This window comes from Paraglaciecola sp. (assembly GCF_039942875.1).
Classification (GTDB): Bacteria; Pseudomonadota; Gammaproteobacteria; order Enterobacterales; family Alteromonadaceae; genus Paraglaciecola.
Genome location: NZ_JBDVBQ010000045.1, coordinates 1 through 18,766 on the forward strand (window position 1 = coordinate 1; position 18,766 = coordinate 18,766).

The following is an 18,766-nucleotide window of genomic DNA, read 5'->3' on the forward strand; positions in this document are numbered from 1 at the left end:
TATTACCTGCTGTATCAGTTGCGATAACATCAAAATTGTAACTATTTTGAGTTTCATAGTCTGGATTGGCCGTGAGCGTCACTGCTCCAGTGGCAGCATCAATATTAAACAACTCAGCATCTGTTCCTGATAAACTATAGCGGGTGTTGCCTATTGATATATCATCAGTATCTGTTGATATGGCTGTATATACCACTTGCCCAGCACCAGAGTTTTCATCTATCGCAGTGGCTGTATTTTCTGATGTGAATTTGGGTGGTGTATTATCACCATCAACTATAAGCGGTACTAGATGGCTAAATATATCAGCTTCATCGGCATTATCACTTGACTCAAAAGCCTCAACGCCACTTATCAATAAACTCAGTCCTTCGTTTTTTATGGAGGAGGTACCATCATCATTAAGTGTAATGACAGAGGTTAACTGAATTAATGTATCTTCTAAGCTTCCGGTAACTGTATCAACTCCCGATAATAACGCCAGTGCATTACCATAAACTTCTTCAGCTGAGAGACCATCACTGTTTTGATATAAATCATCCAGCACGGTGACAACAGGGCCTATGATGTTTTCTACGCCGAATAACTCGCCAATACTGTCATTAATAGCTATGTCAGCTTCAGTAATTACTGGGTTAGCGTCATCTATATCTGCCTTAGTCACCGCTAATTCGGTTAAAGGCGAAACGGTAATACTAACATTACTACTCCCCTCCACCATGGTCATAGCTCGTAATGATGTACCTAAACTGGTTAACTCACCACTTGTTTCATCAACATAGTCGCCTTCTTCACCGTTTATATCACTTACCTTCACTAATACAGGCCCTACATAGCCATCAGTAATAATAAAAGTAATAGAACTGTCTTCAGCAACAGAAATGTCGCTTTCTAGCAAACCTCCGTTTTGGTCATATATTTCAACCTGCACCCCGGCTGCAAAAATACCCGCAGCGGCAGTAACCGTAACACTGTATGCCTCATTAGCGCTGCTACCGGAACCTATAGCACCTATAGCACCAATACCTAACCCAGCCAGCCCTAACTCAAATGCTCCAAAGTTAAATGAGTTACCTGAAGCTTCCCATACTAGACCTTCTTCAATTACAACATCACCACCACTAGTGAGAATAAGATCCTCAGGGATATTAGCCGATGCATGTTCTTGTAAGCCCTCTAAGCTGTAATGAGAATCGGCTACGGCATAAAACTCCTCAATTATTGTTACCAACTCACCTGCTACTTCAATTTCAAGGTTATTTCCTATGCGGCTTAAAACTAAATCGGTAATCAGTACTTGTCCCTGGCTATCCAGAAGAGTGTAGGTATAAGATGCTTTAGCTCTAATCTTAGAGGTAAGGGCCTGAATTAAAACCGACTGATTGTGTCGTTCTGACACAATGCGTAACTGAAAATTCATACGTATATTCCATTATTTATAACTTTAAGAATTAAAGACTGTTATACAGTCAAGGGTTGGTGTGCGAAATTTAGTCTAAAGCAATGTATTAAAAAGTGATATCTAAAAAAGTCCACAATAGAAAATTAATGGGCACACAGCTAAGTATTTATATTGAATAAAACTAGATGATTTTTTTAAGAATACGATCTGAGGGGTTACGCTATGGTAATCAAAATTAACGCTCCGCATTAGTTAAATGGGGCTTTATAAACATGGCCTCATGCAAATTATGCTATCTCTAGCTCAAGCAGTGTTAATCACCTTTAGTTCCTAATTTTTGAGCTTTGTCATACATTCCCATTTCTTCATATGCTTTTACTAGGCTGACGCGCCAATCTTTTTTCCACGGGCAAACATCCAAAGCATGTTCAAATAGAGGTAGCGCTTCGTTAACGTGGCCTTTACGGCAATACACTAAGCCTAACATATATTGGCAAGCAGCGTGCTCGGGATTATGGTGCAGCATTTTTTTAAAATGTAATTCTGCGCCATCTAGGTCATTTTCTTTAAACAGGGCCACCCCATCCGTTAAAAACCCCGCTTGGGGTAAGCTCAACATATCTGTAATGGGATCAGGGTTGATCTTGGCATTGGTGCCTTTAATCAAAGGCGCTAAATGGGTTTGATAGCGTCGCCATTTAGCTGTAGATGTGGCGTAAATAGGCTGACGTACTTGCCAAACGCTGGCTGTTTTCACCGCCCGCTCATGCTCGTTAAAGGCAAGCACTTCTGGCTGCCAAGGTACACCAATATAAGCTAACATTCGGCGCGCAGCGCCTTCGGTATCGGCTACCACATCTTCGTAATTCACCGTTAAAATTTCGTCACTAAATACTTGATCCCAATGATGCATATACAAGTTGTGATCGGCCAATTGCTCACCAATCCACGTCATGTCATACGCAAAGCCCATACCGCCATGTTTTGCCTGATAATCAGTGAAATAGTTAGACAAAGCGATATCACGAGGATCACGGCGTACCGAGATAATTCTAGCTTGCGGAAAAAAGAACTTGATCATGCCTATGTTTTCAAAATTATGAGGTAGTTTATCGACTATATGTTTAGCCTTCGGCTTGTCATCCGCAGCCAGTTCTTGCAGTTCGTTAAGCATGCCCTTGGCAATACCTTGAGTAACATTAAGGGTTAGGTCGTCCACACAGTCGGGATACTGACGACCCGAGCCAACATGACGCTCCCAACGGTTTAAACCTTGTATACGACTAGGGATAATGCCTAACTCACCGGCACCAAAAATGTCACTGTGGCTGGCCAATATCTGCTCAACGAGTGTGGTGCCAGAGCGGGGCATACCCACCACAAACACTGGTACACTGGTCGCTAGGCCATAGCCTTTTCTTTGTTCGAATAATGCTTTACCAAAAGCAAAACGATTACGGGCACATTGTTGTCTATGTTGTTGAGGATCGTACGTTAATAATTGTTTACTGGCGTTGTTGGCCTCAGTGGCTAAAGCATAAGCCTCGTCATAGTCTTTGGTTTTCTCTCTAGCGACTGCCAATTGTAATAATAAACTAGCGCGTACGCTGCCCTCCATACTGGGTTGACGAGCAGCTTTTTCAATTCGCTTTAAGGTTTCTTCGTCTTCAGGAAACTGACGGGCGTTAATAAGCGATGAATAGCCTTTGGCGGGGTCGATTTGCTTAATCTGTTCAAACAATGCCACTGCTTGGTCAATATTGCCCCGTTGCATTTGCTGCTGCCCTAATCCTTGTAAAGCAGGTAAAAAATATGGATTATCCCTTAATACTTGATTAAATAAGTCTTCAGCTAAAACAAAGTCTTGCCCTTGACTCGCCACTTGTGCCAAAGCGTTGGTCGTTTGCCACTTAAACTGCCTAACTTGCATAGCGCTCATGTCGCTATCAACGTCTAGCTTATCGGCTAACTCCGCCGCTTTATCGGCCGCCTTTTTAGCTTGCTCTGGCAAGTTATGTAAACACGCTTGGGCCAGGCGCACCCACAATCCAATACTTGGCTTTTCTTGATTGTCGGCGAGCTTAATGGTGCGCCGTAATAGTTGTACTGTTTGCTGAGTACGGCCTTGCATTAGACTTAATTCGGCCAGTTCTGAATATAGCAATATGTTAGTCGGAGTTTGTTTAAGAGCGTTGCGTAGTGTGTCTTCGGCTTGACTGTGTTGATTTTGCCCTGCTAATAGCCGCGAATACTCGAGTATCAATTGTATCCATTCTTCTTCGGGGCAGTCTTTTTGCCTATTATTCAACCACTGTTCGGCTTCGTTAAAAACTAGAGTATGTACCCATATTTGCAATTGTAAGTGACGAAATTGCAGAGTAAATTGCTGTATGACCTGTTCGGGAAACTGCGTTAACAAACATTCAAATGTTTTAATACCCGCGGTCAATGTTTGCTGCGCAACCGCAAAATCACCTTCTTGAATAATCAGATTAACTAAGGCACACCACACGGGAAGTCGTTGCGGGGCAAACGCTGCCGATTGTTGGTATAAAATTCGAGCTTCGCTAAGCTTGGCCTGTTGCATCCGACACCAAGCTAAACGTGCCAATAATAAAGCATGCTCAGTGCCAATAGGATAGTCGGCTTCTAATAGCGTTAGCGCATCATCAAGGCGATGTAATACACAATATACCGCGGCTAAATCAACCCGTGCATCAAGTGCTAATTCAGCAATACGTGGTTCGATTAGCTTAAGCTGAGCTTCTGCTTCTTTACGCGCACCTAAGTGAGCATGGGCTAACGCGAGCAAAGGTAAAATTTGGATATCATGGGTATCAGCAAAATAGTCTTGCCCATGCTGAAGTAATTGTGCAAATTGCTGACAATCGACAAGCTGGCGTAAGCTGTGGCTAAATGACAAAAACTTCTCCTAAAAATAGCGTCCATAAAAATGAAAATAAAAGGTGGCATGGGTGATAACGCAATTAACCCAGAATGATATCCAATGTGCTTGGCAGTGGCTAGTAGCCAGCCGAGAGCATTTCCCTGCTAACGCAGATATTTGGCACCTTCGTTTTCATCGCGCCACGCTATTACCACAAATAGTGGCTCAATTAAAAGCCCAACGATACTTATTATCACCTATGCAAATAATCCAAAAACGCAATAGTGACACGCTAGCTAGATGGTCAGCTGCCGATGGGTTTGCTCTGAAATTACTGACTAACCTATTGTCAAAACACTTACCTCTTCACCCCAGTTGCAAGCACATAAAAGGACACGGCGGACATAAATCAGCTGTAAAACAAGCCCATAACTGGCTCGCAGGTGGCGCCTCTGTGGCTTGCCATACTAGTCCTTCTGCAATGACTGCATCACCACTACTCGCCAATACCATATCACCAGGAACACTTGCGCTATCAAGAGCACTTTGCGCCGCACCTTCTAATCCATAGTGAGAACCCGCTACCCCATAAAAATCTTCAATCGTGGTTGCTTGGTCCCCGTCTACTACAACCTCTAAGTCGTCACCTTTACGACTCAGCACTAGGTCAGCCACTACAACCTGCCCCTTACTATCTACAAGAGTGTAGACACTAGATGCTTGAGCTTGAATAAGAGAGGAAATTGATTGAAAAAAGCTGGGTTGTGGCGGTTTTACAGCGGTAACTCGTAATTGAAAATCCATGCATTAACACTCTAGAATTGAAAATTATTATGATTAATATCGCTATAAATCATGGTGTTATTAATATGCAAACTTTAAGCCAAGCGTATCCAAGCAAACACACAAGTATAAAAAATACACTTTAGGCTATATTCCAATTCAGCGGCCTAACAAAAAAGGCTCTAAATCTATTTACTAAGAAAAACGTTACTTTGGTTCATATTTAACTAGAAAAGTGATTATTAAAGGGGGGACCAATTCAGTTATGTGAAAGTATATTTGCATAACATTTAAAAAAATGTCTTTGGCAACCTTTACAAAACAGAACTCCTAAAATAGCTCACTTAGGCAGTATTTTGTACCGTCTAGAGCATATCATATTGAAGAAATCACTGTAGTTTACGAAACCACAAGAATGTAAATCAATTCACTCTCTGGCGTGAAGGTATGATGTAGAATTTAAACAGTCTTTAATCTTTAATCTTTAATCTTTAATACAAAAACACTGGTAACGGATGGGTGTTTACCGTCACCAGTAATTAATAAATATAAAAACTTAAACAGTGATATTAATTAACGACTCGCCTTCAGCTAAACCAAAACGCTCTGCTAGCTGTGCAGTAATACTTGAGTTATCTGTTTCAGTTTCTGCTTTTTCTTCAAATAACGTCTCTAAATAATCCACAGCGTCCGTTAAATCTAAACTGCTTGAACTGTCTGCTGGAGGTGGAGGAGGTGGACGCTGACCAGACTCAGCAGAGCCTACACCTGCAAGCCCTCCTATTTCTTGAGCATCAAAGCCCACTTCAGCAAGCTTATCAGCAAAAGCGGAGCTTGGAGCTATGCCCGCATCGGCAAATGCTTCAACGATACTTGCAGCATCACTTTCAGTTAAGTTATCTGCATCATAAGCGGCTAACGTTTCTTCAATTAGAGATGTTTGGTCGTCTGTAAGACTCGATTGGCCACCAGCACCAGATGGAGGAGGCGGTGGACGAAAGCTTGCGCTACCGATTGAATCAACCATATTGTTTTCCTTATTAATTTAACAAAGTAAATGGATGCTATTTCTTAATTAACCCACCTCAATTACCAATCAACCTCGGCTAACAAGTTAAGCGAAGATATATTACCAAGAAATAAACAACCGAAATGTGCAAACAATGTGCAAAAACAAAAGAAGTTACAATAAAAAAGAACGGCCCCAAGAAAACTCAGGGCCTAATAGATTAAATTAACCCCGTCTCCAGGTTGTGCCACTCGCACTATCTTCTAAAACAATATTTAAGCTATTCAAAGCATCTCGGGCAGCGTCTGCTGCTGCCCAGTCTTTATTAGCACGCGCATCGTTTCGAGCTTTTATCAGGCCTTCAATTTCTGCTACATCGTCTTGCTCTCCGGTGGTTCCTTGCAAGAAATCATTAGGTGATTGCTGCAAAATACCTAAAATATCTGCAAGCTTAATCATCACACCTGCCAAATCAGCTGCTTGTTGACCTTCGGCTTTATTCACTTCTTTAGCCAAATCAAACAACACAGCAAAGGCCTCTGGTGTATTAAAGTCATCGTCCATAGCCTGATTAAACCGCTCTTGATATCCCCCCAAAGAAATATCAACGTCCATATTAGGAGTGACATCTCTAAGCGACGTGTACAAACGTTCCAGAGACGCTCGAGCTTGTTGAATAAAGCTATCCGAATAACTCAACTGACTACGATATTGAGCCGACATCAAGAAATAACGTACAGTTTCAGCATCGTATAGATCGAGTACATCACGCAAAGTAAAGAAGTTACCCAGTGACTTAGACATTTTTTCTTCATTCACCTGCACCATGCCAGTATGTACCCAGTAATTCACATACTTAGTATCAAAAGCACAGCAGGATTGGGCCACTTCATTTTCATGATGTGGGAACACTAAGTCAGAGCCGCCACCGTGAATATCAAAATGTTCACCAAGGTGTTTGTGATTCATTGCCGAGCATTCAATATGCCATCCTGGGCGGCCATTACCCCAAGGAGACTCCCAAAAAGGCTCACCTGGCTTGACGGTTTTCCACAACACAAAATCTAATGGATCTCGCTTTTCAGATGCGACTTCAACCCGAGCACCCGCGTTTAACTGTTCTAAATCTTGACGACCTAGTTTCCCGTATGCTTCGTAGGTGCTCACCTCAAACAATACATCACCACTAGGTGCTTGATAGGCATGACCTTTGTCTATTAAACGCTGAATCACGTCAATAATCTCAGGCATATGAGTGGTAACTCGGGGTTCAATATCAGGTTCAAGTAAGCCAATCGCAGCAAAATCTTCGTGCATACGGGCGATAGTTTGCTCGGTAAACTCTGCTGCATCTATGCCTCTTTCATTGGCACGTGCAATAATTTTATCGTCAACATCTGTAATGTTACGGACATACTTTACCTCTAAACCTCGAGAGCGCATGTAACGCACCATAAGATCAAAGCTTAAGTAAGTCCGAGCATGACCTACATGACATAAGTCGTAAACGGTAATACCACATACATATAGACCCACCTTACCTGCTTGCAACGGCTTAAATTGCTCTTTCTTTCGGGTTAAGGTGTTGTAAATATGTAGCATGTAATCATTGTCCTTTAGTTAAAAATAAAGACCGAGCATACGGCCTAAAACGGAATTCTATCATTGAGAAACTCTAGCTGCACCAGTCAATTACCCTTAAAGTCTTAAAAAACAGTAGGAGATAGGCTAGAATGCTGTTGTTATTTTTATCTTCATCCTTAAAGGGGCTATTTAATGGTTAAAATCCATACAAATTACGGCGTTATCACACTAACACTTTTTGCTGATAAAGCTCCAATTACAGTTGCGAACTTTCTAGATTATGTAAAAGAGGGGTTTTACGACAACACCATTTTTCATAGAGTTATTGATGGCTTCATGATCCAAGGTGGCGGATTTGAACCAGGTATGGAGCAAAAAGAAACCAAAGCAACTATTCAAAATGAAGCAAACAATGGTTTAGCCAATAACCTAGGCACAGTTGCAATGGCGCGCACTAATGAGCCCCATTCGGCGACTGCTCAGTTCTTCATTAACGTAGGCGACAATAGCTTTTTGAACTTTCGTAGTGAAAGTACCGATGGCTGGGGTTATTGCGTATTTGCTGAAGTAACCGATGGCATGGATATTGTTGAAAAAATCAAAGCAGTATCAACAGGAAACTCAGGCTATCATCAAGATGTACCTGTAGAAGATGTGATTATTCAAAAAGCCGAAATCATCGATTAATCTTGATACGGGGCTTAGTTACTTGCTTTGCCCCGTACACATACTTTTTCCCAATTAATGACCTCCCCTTCTCCATTTACCTACTTTATTGCAGATTTGCACCTTTCAGCAGATAGAGATGACATTAATCAATGCTTATTTGAGTTCTTAAAAAACCAAGCACCTAAAGCCGATGCGCTATATGTTCTAGGTGATTTATTCGAAGTTTGGATTGGTGATGACGAACAAAACAGTTTTACCCTAAGTATTGCAGCCGCATTTAAAGCACTGAGCGTCAAAGGTATTCCTGTTTATTTTATTCACGGTAATCGAGATTTTTTACTCAGACAAAAATTTGCAAAGCAAGCCGGCTTTACCATTTTACCGGAGCAAAAAGTCATAAACCTATATGGCCAGCCTACCCTAATTATGCATGGCGACGAACTTTGTACCCAAGATGTTGAATATCAAAAATTTCGCAAAACCGCCCGCTCTTGGTGGTGGCCCAAAATCATGTTGAGTTTACCCCTTAGTATTCGCCGCAAGTTAGCCAAAAAAGCCAGAGCCACCAGCAAAAACAAACAAGCTAAACTCACAATGGAGATTATGGATGTTACCCAAGCAGCGGTGATTGCATCTATGGAAGAACACGGCGTAAAAAGACTGATACACGGCCATACTCATCGCCCCGCCATTCATAAGTTTGAGATTAACGGCCAAAACGTTGAGCGCATTGTATTAGGTGATTGGTACGAGCAAGGTAGTATCTTAAAAGTGTCCAGTACTAGCATAGCACTCACTTCAGTAGAGCTATAGAAGCAACCAATAAGGTTAAAACAATGTTAGTTATTACTGCTCAAATGCGCCTCAGAAGCGTAATAATATAACATAATATAGATCACAAAAAATACATAATAACGTCATAGTATTGTCACCAATGTGTAGCTAACCTTTCACAATCTCTACTTATCCTATTTGCAGTCATATACCTAAATTCAATTCGGTTATGCACATCACACACAACTCTAATAGGATAACAACAAGATGAAAAAAAACTGGATTGCCACGGCTAGCTTAATAGCCATAGCAGTATCTTCTGGCTTGAATGCACAGGTATTACCTGAGCATCAAACTGAAAATCAATGGTATACCGATGCCCAATCAAAGCTAGTCGAAAAATCAACCGTTAGTAACAACTTTAAAGCTAAGAACGTGATTCTTTTTGTTGGTGACGGCATGGGTGTGTCTACCTTAACAGCTTCTCGCATAATGCAAGGCCAGCTTGCAGGCAATCCGGGTGAAGAAGGTTATCTAAGCTTTGAAACTTTTCCGCACACAGCTTTAGTTAAAACCTACAACGTAGATGCACAAACACCCGATTCGGCCGGCACTATGACTGCCATGATGAGTGGTTTAAAAACAGATGTAGGTGTTATAGGTGTAGATGAAGATATTGTACGAGGTGAATGTTCAACTCAATCAGGTAATGAAGTAATAACTGCATTAGAACTTGCTGAAATCAAAGGTATGTCGACTGGTGTTATTTCAACCGCTCGTATTACACATGCCACACCTGCTGCGACTTACGCAAAATCAGCTGACCGTAACTGGGAAGACATTTCAGATATGCCAGACGATGCAACTGACTGCCTTGATATTGCCGACCAATTAGTTAATTTTGAAGCCAATTTAGAAGCTCGTTACACGGGCGTAGATGTTGACGGTATAGAAGTTGCCATGGGTGGCGGTCGTCGCCATTTTTTACCTAATGATGAAACATACAACAGTACAGACGCAGTCAGTACTATTGAGGGTGATCGTACAGACGGACGAGACCTCACTGCGGAGTGGCAAGAAACTTATCCAAACGGAAGTTACATAGTTGACCAGGCAGGTTTTGACGCACTAGATACTGAAAATGGCGGCCATATCTTCGCTTTATTTAATGAATCGCACATGCAATACGAAGCAGACCGAGCTAATGACGTCGCTGGCGAGCCTTCTTTAAGTGAAATGACGACCACTGCTATCAATAAATTAGATAACAATGAACAAGGTTTTTTCCTTATGGTTGAATCAGGTCGTATCGACCATGGACACCATGCAGGTAGCGCTTACAATGCTCTAACCGACACTTTGGAGTTTGCAGATGCTGTCGAAGCCGCAGTAAACATGACTAATGCAGATGAAACCTTAATTATCGTTACAGCTGATCATGGCCACGTATTTACTATTGCTGGCTACCCCAAGCGTGGTAACCCTATTCTAGGTAAAGTTGTTTCAGTAGGAAGCGATGAAGCCGCTATGGCTTCGGACGATATGCCTTATACCACCCTAGGTTATACCAATGGATTAGGGTTTAGACATTTAGGTACTGAAACTGATGCTGATGAGACTTACACATCAGATGCAGTAACCGGCCGTCAAGACTTAACTGACGTAGATACCACCACCTCTGGTTTTCACCAAGAAGCATTGATACCGCTTGGCTCGGAAACACACTCTGGAGAAGATATTAGCTTACATGCACAAGGACCTGGAGCTCAGCTCGCTCAGGGCGTAGTAGAGCAAAGTGTAGTATTTCACCTTATAAACCAAGCTTTAGATTTAGTAGACGAATAGTCGGAGTTAACAATGAAAAATTTTAAATTAAGCATCATATCGCTGGCTATTCTGGGTCTTGTAGGATGTTCAGATGGCGATAATGGAACAAATGGAACAGACGGCAGTAACGGAGCGGATGGCTTAAACAGCCTAATATTACAAACACCACTAACTGTAGGTGATACTAACTGCCCAAATAGTGGCGTTCAAATAGACTCAGGTTTAGATAATGATGCAGATGGCTCACTAAGTGATAGTGAAATAATTGCCACAGAGTACGTATGTGCTGCTGGCGTAACATCTGTTTCTAACAGTGAAATACTAACCACCTTAAACAATGACTGGTTCGCAGCTGGTGAAGCTGAAATAGAGACAGCAAAAGATGTATGGGCAAGCTCAATTAGTTCAGCTACTGCCAAAACAGCAAAGACGACTATCACAGCTAAAGCGGCGAGTATCGAATCTTTACGTGGGCAAGCTAAGAATGTCATTCTATTTGTCGGTGACGGTATGGGGATCTCCACTGTTACCGCAGCACGTATTTTGGAAGGACAGTTAAACGGTAATAAAGGTGAAGAGAACCAACTTAGCTTTGAAACTTTCCCATTTGCTGGTTTAGCAAAAACTTACAATGTTGACGCACAAACCCCTGATTCTGCCGGAACCATGACAGCTATGATGAGCGGTGTTAAAACTGACGTTGGGGTTATCGGTGTTGATGAAGATATAGAGCGCGGAGAGTGCTCAACAGTAGATGGTAATGAGCTATATACTGCATTAGAACTGGCAGAAATTGCTGGTAAGTCTACTGGTATCATATCAACAGCAAGGATCACCCACGCCACACCTGCTGCGACTTACGCAAAATCAGCAGACCGTAACTGGGAAGACATTTCCGATATTGACACAGAAGAAGCAGAAGCTGGTTGTATAGACATTGCAGATCAACTCGTTAACTTTGAAAGTATCCTTGAAGCTAAAATAGATGACCTAGACATTGATGGCATAGAAGTAGTATTTGGTGGTGGTCGCCGTCACTTTTTACCAAATGATGCTGATTATAATAGTGCAGACGCTGTAAGTACCGTTGAAGGTGATAGAACAGACGGCCGTGACCTCACATCGGAGTGGCAAGACATCTATCCAGACGGTGAATATGTGATGGATCAATCAGGTTTTGAAGCTATCGACACAGACTCAGTTGAGCATGTGTTTGGCTTATTTAATGAGTCACACATGCAATATGAAGCCGATCGTGGAAACGATATTGCTGGCGAACCTTCTATCAGTGAGATGACAGAAACAGCTATTAACATACTTGACAATAATGATGATGGCTTTTTTCTAATGGTTGAATCTGGTCGTATCGACCACGGTCACCATGCTGGCAGCGCATATAACGCGCTAACAGATACCATTGCGTTCTCTGATGCTGTCGCTAAAGCAGTTGAATTAACTGATTCATCTGAAACATTGATAATAGTTACAGCTGATCACGGCCATGTGTTTACTATTGCGGGCTATCCCAAACGTGGAAACCCAATATTAGGCAAGGTGGTAAGTGTTAACTCAACAGAAGAAGCAACCGCTAGCGATGGCATGCCTTACACTACCTTAGGCTACACCAATGGGTTAGGTTTCCGTGACTTAGGTACAGAAACTGACGCTGACGAAACGTACACACTTGCTGCTGCTGTAGGTCGCCAAGACTTAACTGACGTAGACACAAGCTCGTCTGGTTTTCACCAAGAAGCTTTGGTGCCACTAGGATCTGAAACCCACTCTGGTGAAGATGTAGGAGTATTTGCTTCCGGGCCAGGAGCCTTATTAATTAACGGTACACAAGAACAAAACATGATTTTCCATGTTATGGACTTCGCTGCCGACTTAACAGGCGCGGCAGACGCAGCAGTAGAATAAAAGTAGTTTGTTATAAAAAACGAGGTAATGTCAGATTGCCTCGTTTTTCTTTACTTACCCTCAGTAATAAACCCTAGGAAAAATATTTTGAACTTCAAAAAAATAACAATTTTATTGATCGCTCAACTAATAATGAGTGTTAGCGCATATGCCAAGCAAGCCTGCACTGATTATAGACAATTAAAAGCAGAATATAACATTTCAGTTCAGCAAAAAGGCCACTCGAGCACTAATACACAGCTTATTTTATGGCGTGAAGAAAAAGTAGTCGCCCACCAATATCCGAGCACTAAAATCACAGAAATGTGGCAAAATATTAATCAAAAGTTAATTAAACCCATCAGGTATTTTAATGATTACAACCGCGCTATAGAATATCAACCTGGTGAAGTGGTTCATGGTAAAAAAGAGACAGATTGGAGTTATAGGTTTCAACTAATATCTAGCAGTATGTTAGCAAAAATGACAGAGACTAAACGTCAAGGAGCTGGTTGTGACGAACGTGTTTTTCTTACCTACAAGACAGATAAGAGCGAACTTTCAATTGTCTGGATGCCACAAATAAAACTAGTTGAATCGTTCAAATTAGACAATCCGAGCCGCAAAGAACATTGGCAGTTAACAAACCTGGACACTAAAACAGCAAAAGTAGATGAGTATTTCAAACTACTTTATGCTTATAAAGGCACAGATTATGCTGACATAGGCGACGACCATACCGATCCATTTTTAACAAAAATGGTCACTCTAGGCTTTGTAGAATCAGGAGCTTCTGGTTTTTATAATGATAAAGGTGAGGCACTAGAAGGCCATCACCACCATTAATTTATTTAGACATACAGATAACGCCACAATAAGATATAAATTTAATCTAGTGGCGTTTCTTATACATAATTGGCTTAACTAAAACCAAACACTACAGGCTCACTTTTCACATGCCACAAAGGGTATTTAGTCATCACTTTATTAAACATAGGGCTTTGCAGGTATTTACTAAGCCATTGTTTTAGTTGCGGATATGGCGATTGCAAATACCAGTGCCGCTCAACCTTAGCGAACTGGCGTATAAAAGGCAAAATGGCGATATCAGCCAAACTTTCTTGGTCGTCTATTAGGTAAGCATGAGAGCTCAATCGTTTCTCTAAGTCTTGAATATAGACTTCACAAGCTTGGCGACACTCGTGCAAGTTAGTTTCGTGATAACGTTTAGCGCATTTGTAGGCCTCTAACAAACCTTTAAATTCATGATCAAAGCCAGAAACCAAGCCTAATATTTCAGTTAATTGGGCTGACGATTGTTGCACGGTATCACCCTGAGGCACTTTTGTTCTTAATAAGTTATCAGGGTCACTTTCTCGTAACGCCCAAAGCATTACATCTAAACTTTCATCAATCACCTTTTGTGTCTGACCATCTGCACTGAGTACTAAGGTAGGCACCGTACCTTTAGGTGATGCAATAAGCATTTCTGTAGGCTTGTCTTTCAGTACCACATCCCTAAGCTCAATCGTTTGTTTAGATTTGTATATCGCTATCCTTGCACGCATGGCGTAAGGACAGTTCCGTAAAGAATATAAAACAGGAAGAGCCATAAAGACGTGTTCACCTTAAAAATAATACTGGTAGAGTTTGAGTACGTTAAGCTATACGCATTTTATCGGTATTCATTACCTAAATATACGGGTAAAATCCCCCGCTCAAAATAACCTCAAATATTTACCTAATTTCGATAAGTTGATACATGGATCCTAAAATAGAATTATTAGCCCCAGGTGGTGACGTTGACGCAATTAAAGCGGCAATCATAGCGGGCGCTGATGCAGTGTACTGCGGTTTAGACAACTTTAACGCCCGTAATCGCGCTTCAAATATCTCTTTTGAACAACTTATCGGCATTATTCGCTTGGCACACCAATACCAGTGCCAGATATTCTTAACCTTGAATATCGTTATTTTAGAGCGTGAGTTTAAGTCTTTAGCAAACCTTTTAAATAAGTTGGCCAACACCACGCTAGATGGCGTGATCGTACAAGACATTGGTATGTTTTATATCTTGAAGAAGCACTTCCCTACCCTAGATATTCACGCATCAACACAACTCACTACCCACAATGTGGGGCAAATTCCTTTTCTTAAAAAGTTAGGTGCATCACGTGTAAATTTATCACGGGAGTTAAACTTACGTGAAATAACGGCAGTAAACGCCGTATGCCAAGAGCAAAACGTACTCACCGAAGTCTTTGTGCATGGTTCGTTATGCGTGGCGTTTTCTGGTTTATGTTACTCAACATCCGCCAGTGCCGGTAATTCGGGAAACCGCGGCCGATGTAGCCAGGCTTGCCGTGAAGAATACGAGACCACTGAATCAGGCAATAACTTTCCACTAAACTTAAAAGACAACTCAGCGTTTTTCGACTTACCAGCTCTTATAGATGCAGGTGTGCACTCATTTAAAATCGAAGGCCGTATAAAAAGCGCGAGTTACGTACACACAGTAGTGGATAGTTTTAGAAAACAAATTGATGGCTATCTAGAAACAGGCGAACTAACCGAAGACGGCGAGCGTTTATATAAAGTATTCAACCGTGATTTTTCAAACGCTTTCTTACGGGGTGACTTAAATCAGTCTATGTTCACTGAAAACCCTAGAGACAACTCCAAAAATCACGCTCTACAAGCAAACAATGCGATCTCAATTGTTCAAATTCAAACAGTTGAAGAAACACTAGACTTAGAAAAAGCGCAAATGTCGGCGTCGGTATCAGAAAAAATAAAACATGTGAGTATCGATAAGCCGGCACTGAGATTAATTTTTTCTGGCAATGTCGGACAACCACTAACTGTTGAGGTCATTACTAACGATCCCCAACCATTGATTTCAAGTTCAACACCTACAGAAGCTAGGTTCAATGTACAATCAACATCTGAGCTGACAGCTAACCATAAAACCCCCTTAGACCAAGCAGCTTTAGACAAGCGCTTTAAAAACTTTAGCAGTGCCGCGTTTGACCTAAAACAAATATGCACAAAAGGGTTAGCCCCAAATGTCAGCATTTCATTTAAAGAGCTTACCTCTTTAAAAAATGATATTGCTTCAATGCTAAATGAAGGTCACAAGCCAGTCACAGAAGTGATACTGCCTAAGTTAGTCAAGCATCCCAAACCTGAACCTAAAAAAGCCAACACCCTGGCGAATTTATCGATTCTTATCTGTGATGAAAAAGACATTGAATTAGCGGATGTGACAGACGCAGATATCTATTTTAAATTACCAGATGCGTACAAACGAGATTGCACAAAATATGTAGGCTTCTTGCAAGATAACCCTAGGTTAATCCCTTGGTTCCCTTCGGTTCTCATTGGTAAAGACTACGATGTAGCACTAAATATTCTGGAGCAAGTACAACCAGCACAGATAGTCACCAACAATACAGGTATCGCACACCGTGCCTATGAGTTGGGTATAAAATGGATTGCAGGGCCTTATTTAAATACTACCAACTCTTATGCGTTATTAGCTATGCAGCAGGAGTTTGATTGCAGTGGTGCGTTTATTTCAAACGAAATTAACAGAATGCAAATTAATGCTATTGCTAGGCCTAAAGACTTTTCACTCTCTTACAGTGTGTACCACCCAATTTTGTTGATGGCGAGCAGACAGTGTTTCTTCCAGCAAAGCGTTGGCTGCGAAAAGCCAAGAATAGACAACGGCTGCATGCTGTCTTGTGACAAGTCCACCAGCATTACTAACCTAAAAGGCGAGTCGTTCGCCATAGACAAACAAAAAGCCGGTTACCCAAGTATTTATAATCAAGATCAGTTTGTGAACACCGAAGCCATAACTGAGCTATCAAACATGTTTGATGACTTCATGCTCGACTTAACCAACATCGGCGCTGGTGATAAACAATCACCAGATAAGGCAAACCTTATTGCACAGTTTGAGCAACTATTAAGTACTGATGTTCACTCTAACCAAAGTCAATACGATAGGGTTAATCAAACCCTTAAAACACTGGTACCCGATGCAACAAATGTTCAATATCATAACGGATTGTAAAATTTAGGATGTAAGAACTTCAATGCTCTTACATCTTCTGTTGCAGAAGCAGTAAAGAGCCCCCACATTTAAGCGTTGTTGTATGGGCAAGAAAATTTGCAGCTTAAGCCTATATATACAAGATAGCTATTTTATCAATAGCAAACAGCAGAGATATTATTGCCTTTATTTACGGCCTCACAAGCAGGAGCATCATCAAAGGTTTGTTCGGGGGTAGGTGCATCGTATTTTTCAAAGTAGCTATCAATTTTTCCGCTCTTGCGATAATCAAGCATCAGGCGTGCTATATCATCATAATGCGCCATCAATTTAGAATCATTAGGTATGCTAATGTAATTGGGGTTATAGAATGTCTCAGTTAAGGTTGCTTTATCAAACTTATCCTCAAATAAATGAATATCGTGTGACTTTGATGTCACCACCACATCTATGCGTCCCCGCTCTAACATACCTAATAATTGTCTAGTTTCACCCACAACTGTCAATTGTGTTAATTCAAGCTGTGAAAAGATCGGAGAATAAAACACACCTCTTATAGCACCAACGTTCACTTTGACCAACTCATCATAAGACTTTATGTCTGGCTTAAAGTTAGGGGACTTAAAAAATGAAAAGGTTCTAGTGGCATCCGCGTATTTAATAGGGTTTAGGTAATACTCTCGTGCTGGCGTCATAGAATGTCGAATAAGTAAATCAACATCACCTTTTTGAGCATCGATAACCGAACGACCCCAAGGTACTTTTTGCCATTTAACTTTAAGCCCTAACTCAGAAAAAATATCCAAAACCAAGTCAGGAATAATCCCCTTGCATTTACCATCTTCAAAAATCAATTCCGGAGGATAATTTCGGCAATGACCGATAAAGGTATTTGCAGATGCAAACATTGGCAATAATAAAGTTAAACTAATTAGTAATAGGTAAATTTCTTTCTTCATGTCAGCCAGTTTAAAAATTAGAATTGCCCAAAAATCAAACCATAGGGCGAACTAAACTATAATTACGATTTGGAAAAATTATACCCTTAATTTACGCTAAATTACGCTTTTTACCATCTCACAAGCCAAACTATAGGGTAGAAACGTAATTTAAGTTGAAACATAAAAGCGGCTAAAGGTAAACCCGTACCATTTTTCGCCAGTAATGTCCTTTGTGAGCTCGGTCATCCCATTGATGTAAGGTATGACCAATCCCTTTTTCTGTTAGCAAAGCACTCATGTGCAAATTGTTACTCAAAAAAGGGTCTTCACGGCCAATCACCATGACAATATCCATATTTCGCAGTGCGGTAAGTTTTTGCTCACACGCTAAGTTAGGTAAGAAGTGTGACGGCGTATGAAAATACACATCATCATTGTAAAACCCCGAGAACAAATCACCGAAATACTCCACTTCTAGGGTTAAATCAAAGCGCCCACTAAACGCACAAAGCTTGCTAAATAAATGAGGGTGGCGAAGCGCAATATTGGCAGCATGAAAAGCACCAAGGCTACACCCATGGCTAATAGTACAAGGGTTAGTGTTTACATTATCCATTAAAGGAAATACTTCATTCAAAATGTATTCTTCGTATTGAATATGTCGTTGAATGCGCCACACAGGTTCAGCCCAGCTGCAATATAGACTCTCGGCATCAATACTATCAACGCAAAACAACTGTAAATGGCCGTCCTCTATTTTGTCTCGAATTTGATCCAGTATTCGTAGGTTTTCATACTCATAAAACCGTGCGAAACGAGTGGGAAAAACCAATACCCTAGCGCCAGCATGTCCATATACCAACAACTCCATATCCCTCTGTAAGCGAGGGCTCCACCATTTGTGATACTCGCGCTTCATCTAGAACTCACC

The 18,766-nt window shown here is 41.2% G+C and carries 14 protein-coding genes; 6 read left to right on the forward strand and 8 right to left on the reverse strand.

The annotated features are described in order from the left end of the window. The 5 genes from ABJE44_RS15420 to cysS form a co-directional block, all read right to left on the reverse strand. Nucleotides 1-1,420: cadherin repeat domain-containing protein (locus tag ABJE44_RS15420; protein ID WP_348120827.1), on the reverse strand; the 1,420-nt coding region annotated here is incomplete at its 3' end. Nucleotides 1,421-1,715: 295 nt separating this feature from the next. After that, nucleotides 1,716-4,325 carry a sulfotransferase gene (locus tag ABJE44_RS15425; RefSeq protein WP_348109975.1) on the reverse strand — a complete coding sequence of 870 codons (2,610 nt, stop codon included), beginning with the start codon at nucleotides 4,323-4,325 and terminating at the stop codon, nucleotides 1,716-1,718. Nucleotides 4,326-4,655: 330 nt separating this feature from the next. Further along, the gene (locus ABJE44_RS15430; protein WP_348109976.1) at nucleotides 4,656-5,093 is read right to left on the reverse strand and encodes a hypothetical protein; all 438 of its coding nucleotides are present in this window, start codon (nucleotides 5,091-5,093) and stop codon (nucleotides 4,656-4,658) included. Nucleotides 5,094-5,628: 535 nt separating this feature from the next. After that, on the reverse strand, nucleotides 5,629-6,099 hold the full coding sequence (locus tag ABJE44_RS15435) for a hypothetical protein (protein WP_348109977.1): 471 nt from the start codon (nucleotides 6,097-6,099) through the stop codon (nucleotides 5,629-5,631). 207 nt (nucleotides 6,100-6,306) lie between these two features. Continuing rightward, nucleotides 6,307-7,683, reverse strand: coding sequence for a cysteine--tRNA ligase (gene cysS / locus ABJE44_RS15440; RefSeq protein WP_348109978.1), 1,377 nt, complete (start codon nucleotides 7,681-7,683; stop codon nucleotides 6,307-6,309). 174 nt (nucleotides 7,684-7,857) lie between these two features. On the opposite strand from cysS, the gene ABJE44_RS15445 reads away from it, so the two are divergent. From ABJE44_RS15445 to ABJE44_RS15465, 5 genes are all read left to right on the forward strand, one after another. Next, complete coding sequence (locus tag ABJE44_RS15445) at nucleotides 7,858-8,352, forward strand: peptidylprolyl isomerase (RefSeq protein ID WP_348109979.1); 495 nt, start codon at nucleotides 7,858-7,860, stop codon at nucleotides 8,350-8,352. Nucleotides 8,353-8,409: 57 nt separating this feature from the next. Continuing rightward, entirely contained in the window at nucleotides 8,410-9,147 is a 738-nt protein-coding gene (gene lpxH / locus ABJE44_RS15450; protein WP_348110090.1) for a UDP-2,3-diacylglucosamine diphosphatase, read from the forward strand. Between the two features lie 228 nt (nucleotides 9,148-9,375). Beyond that, on the forward strand, nucleotides 9,376-10,953 hold the full coding sequence (locus tag ABJE44_RS15455; protein WP_348109980.1) for an alkaline phosphatase: 1,578 nt from the start codon (nucleotides 9,376-9,378) through the stop codon (nucleotides 10,951-10,953). Between the two features lie 12 nt (nucleotides 10,954-10,965). After that, nucleotides 10,966-12,855 carry an alkaline phosphatase gene (locus ABJE44_RS15460; protein ID WP_348109981.1) on the forward strand — a complete coding sequence of 630 codons (1,890 nt, stop codon included), beginning with the start codon at nucleotides 10,966-10,968 and terminating at the stop codon, nucleotides 12,853-12,855. Between the two features lie 87 nt (nucleotides 12,856-12,942). Further along, a complete protein-coding gene (locus ABJE44_RS15465) occupies nucleotides 12,943-13,680 on the forward strand; it encodes a hypothetical protein (protein ID WP_348109982.1) in 738 nt (245 codons plus the stop codon). Between the two features lie 74 nt (nucleotides 13,681-13,754). Here the strand turns inward: ABJE44_RS15465 and ABJE44_RS15470 are convergent, their stop codons facing one another. Then, complete coding sequence (locus tag ABJE44_RS15470) at nucleotides 13,755-14,447, reverse strand: glutathione S-transferase (RefSeq protein ID WP_348109983.1); 693 nt, start codon at nucleotides 14,445-14,447, stop codon at nucleotides 13,755-13,757. Between the two features lie 149 nt (nucleotides 14,448-14,596). Here ABJE44_RS15470 and ABJE44_RS15475 point away from each other — a divergent pair, with 149 nt between their 5' ends. Beyond that, a complete protein-coding gene (locus ABJE44_RS15475; protein ID WP_348109984.1) occupies nucleotides 14,597-16,915 on the forward strand; it encodes a peptidase U32 family protein in 2,319 nt (772 codons plus the stop codon). Between the two features lie 134 nt (nucleotides 16,916-17,049). On the opposite strand, the gene ABJE44_RS15480 is transcribed toward ABJE44_RS15475, so the two are convergent. Both ABJE44_RS15480 and ABJE44_RS15485 read right to left on the reverse strand, forming a co-directional pair. Then, nucleotides 17,050-17,853, reverse strand: coding sequence for a transporter substrate-binding domain-containing protein (locus ABJE44_RS15480; RefSeq protein WP_348109985.1), 804 nt, complete (start codon nucleotides 17,851-17,853; stop codon nucleotides 17,050-17,052). A 172-nt stretch (nucleotides 17,854-18,025) separates the two neighbouring features. After that, nucleotides 18,026-18,754 carry an alpha/beta hydrolase-fold protein gene (locus ABJE44_RS15485; protein WP_348109986.1) on the reverse strand — a complete coding sequence of 243 codons (729 nt, stop codon included), beginning with the start codon at nucleotides 18,752-18,754 and terminating at the stop codon, nucleotides 18,026-18,028. Between the last annotated feature and the right edge of the window lie 12 nt (nucleotides 18,755-18,766).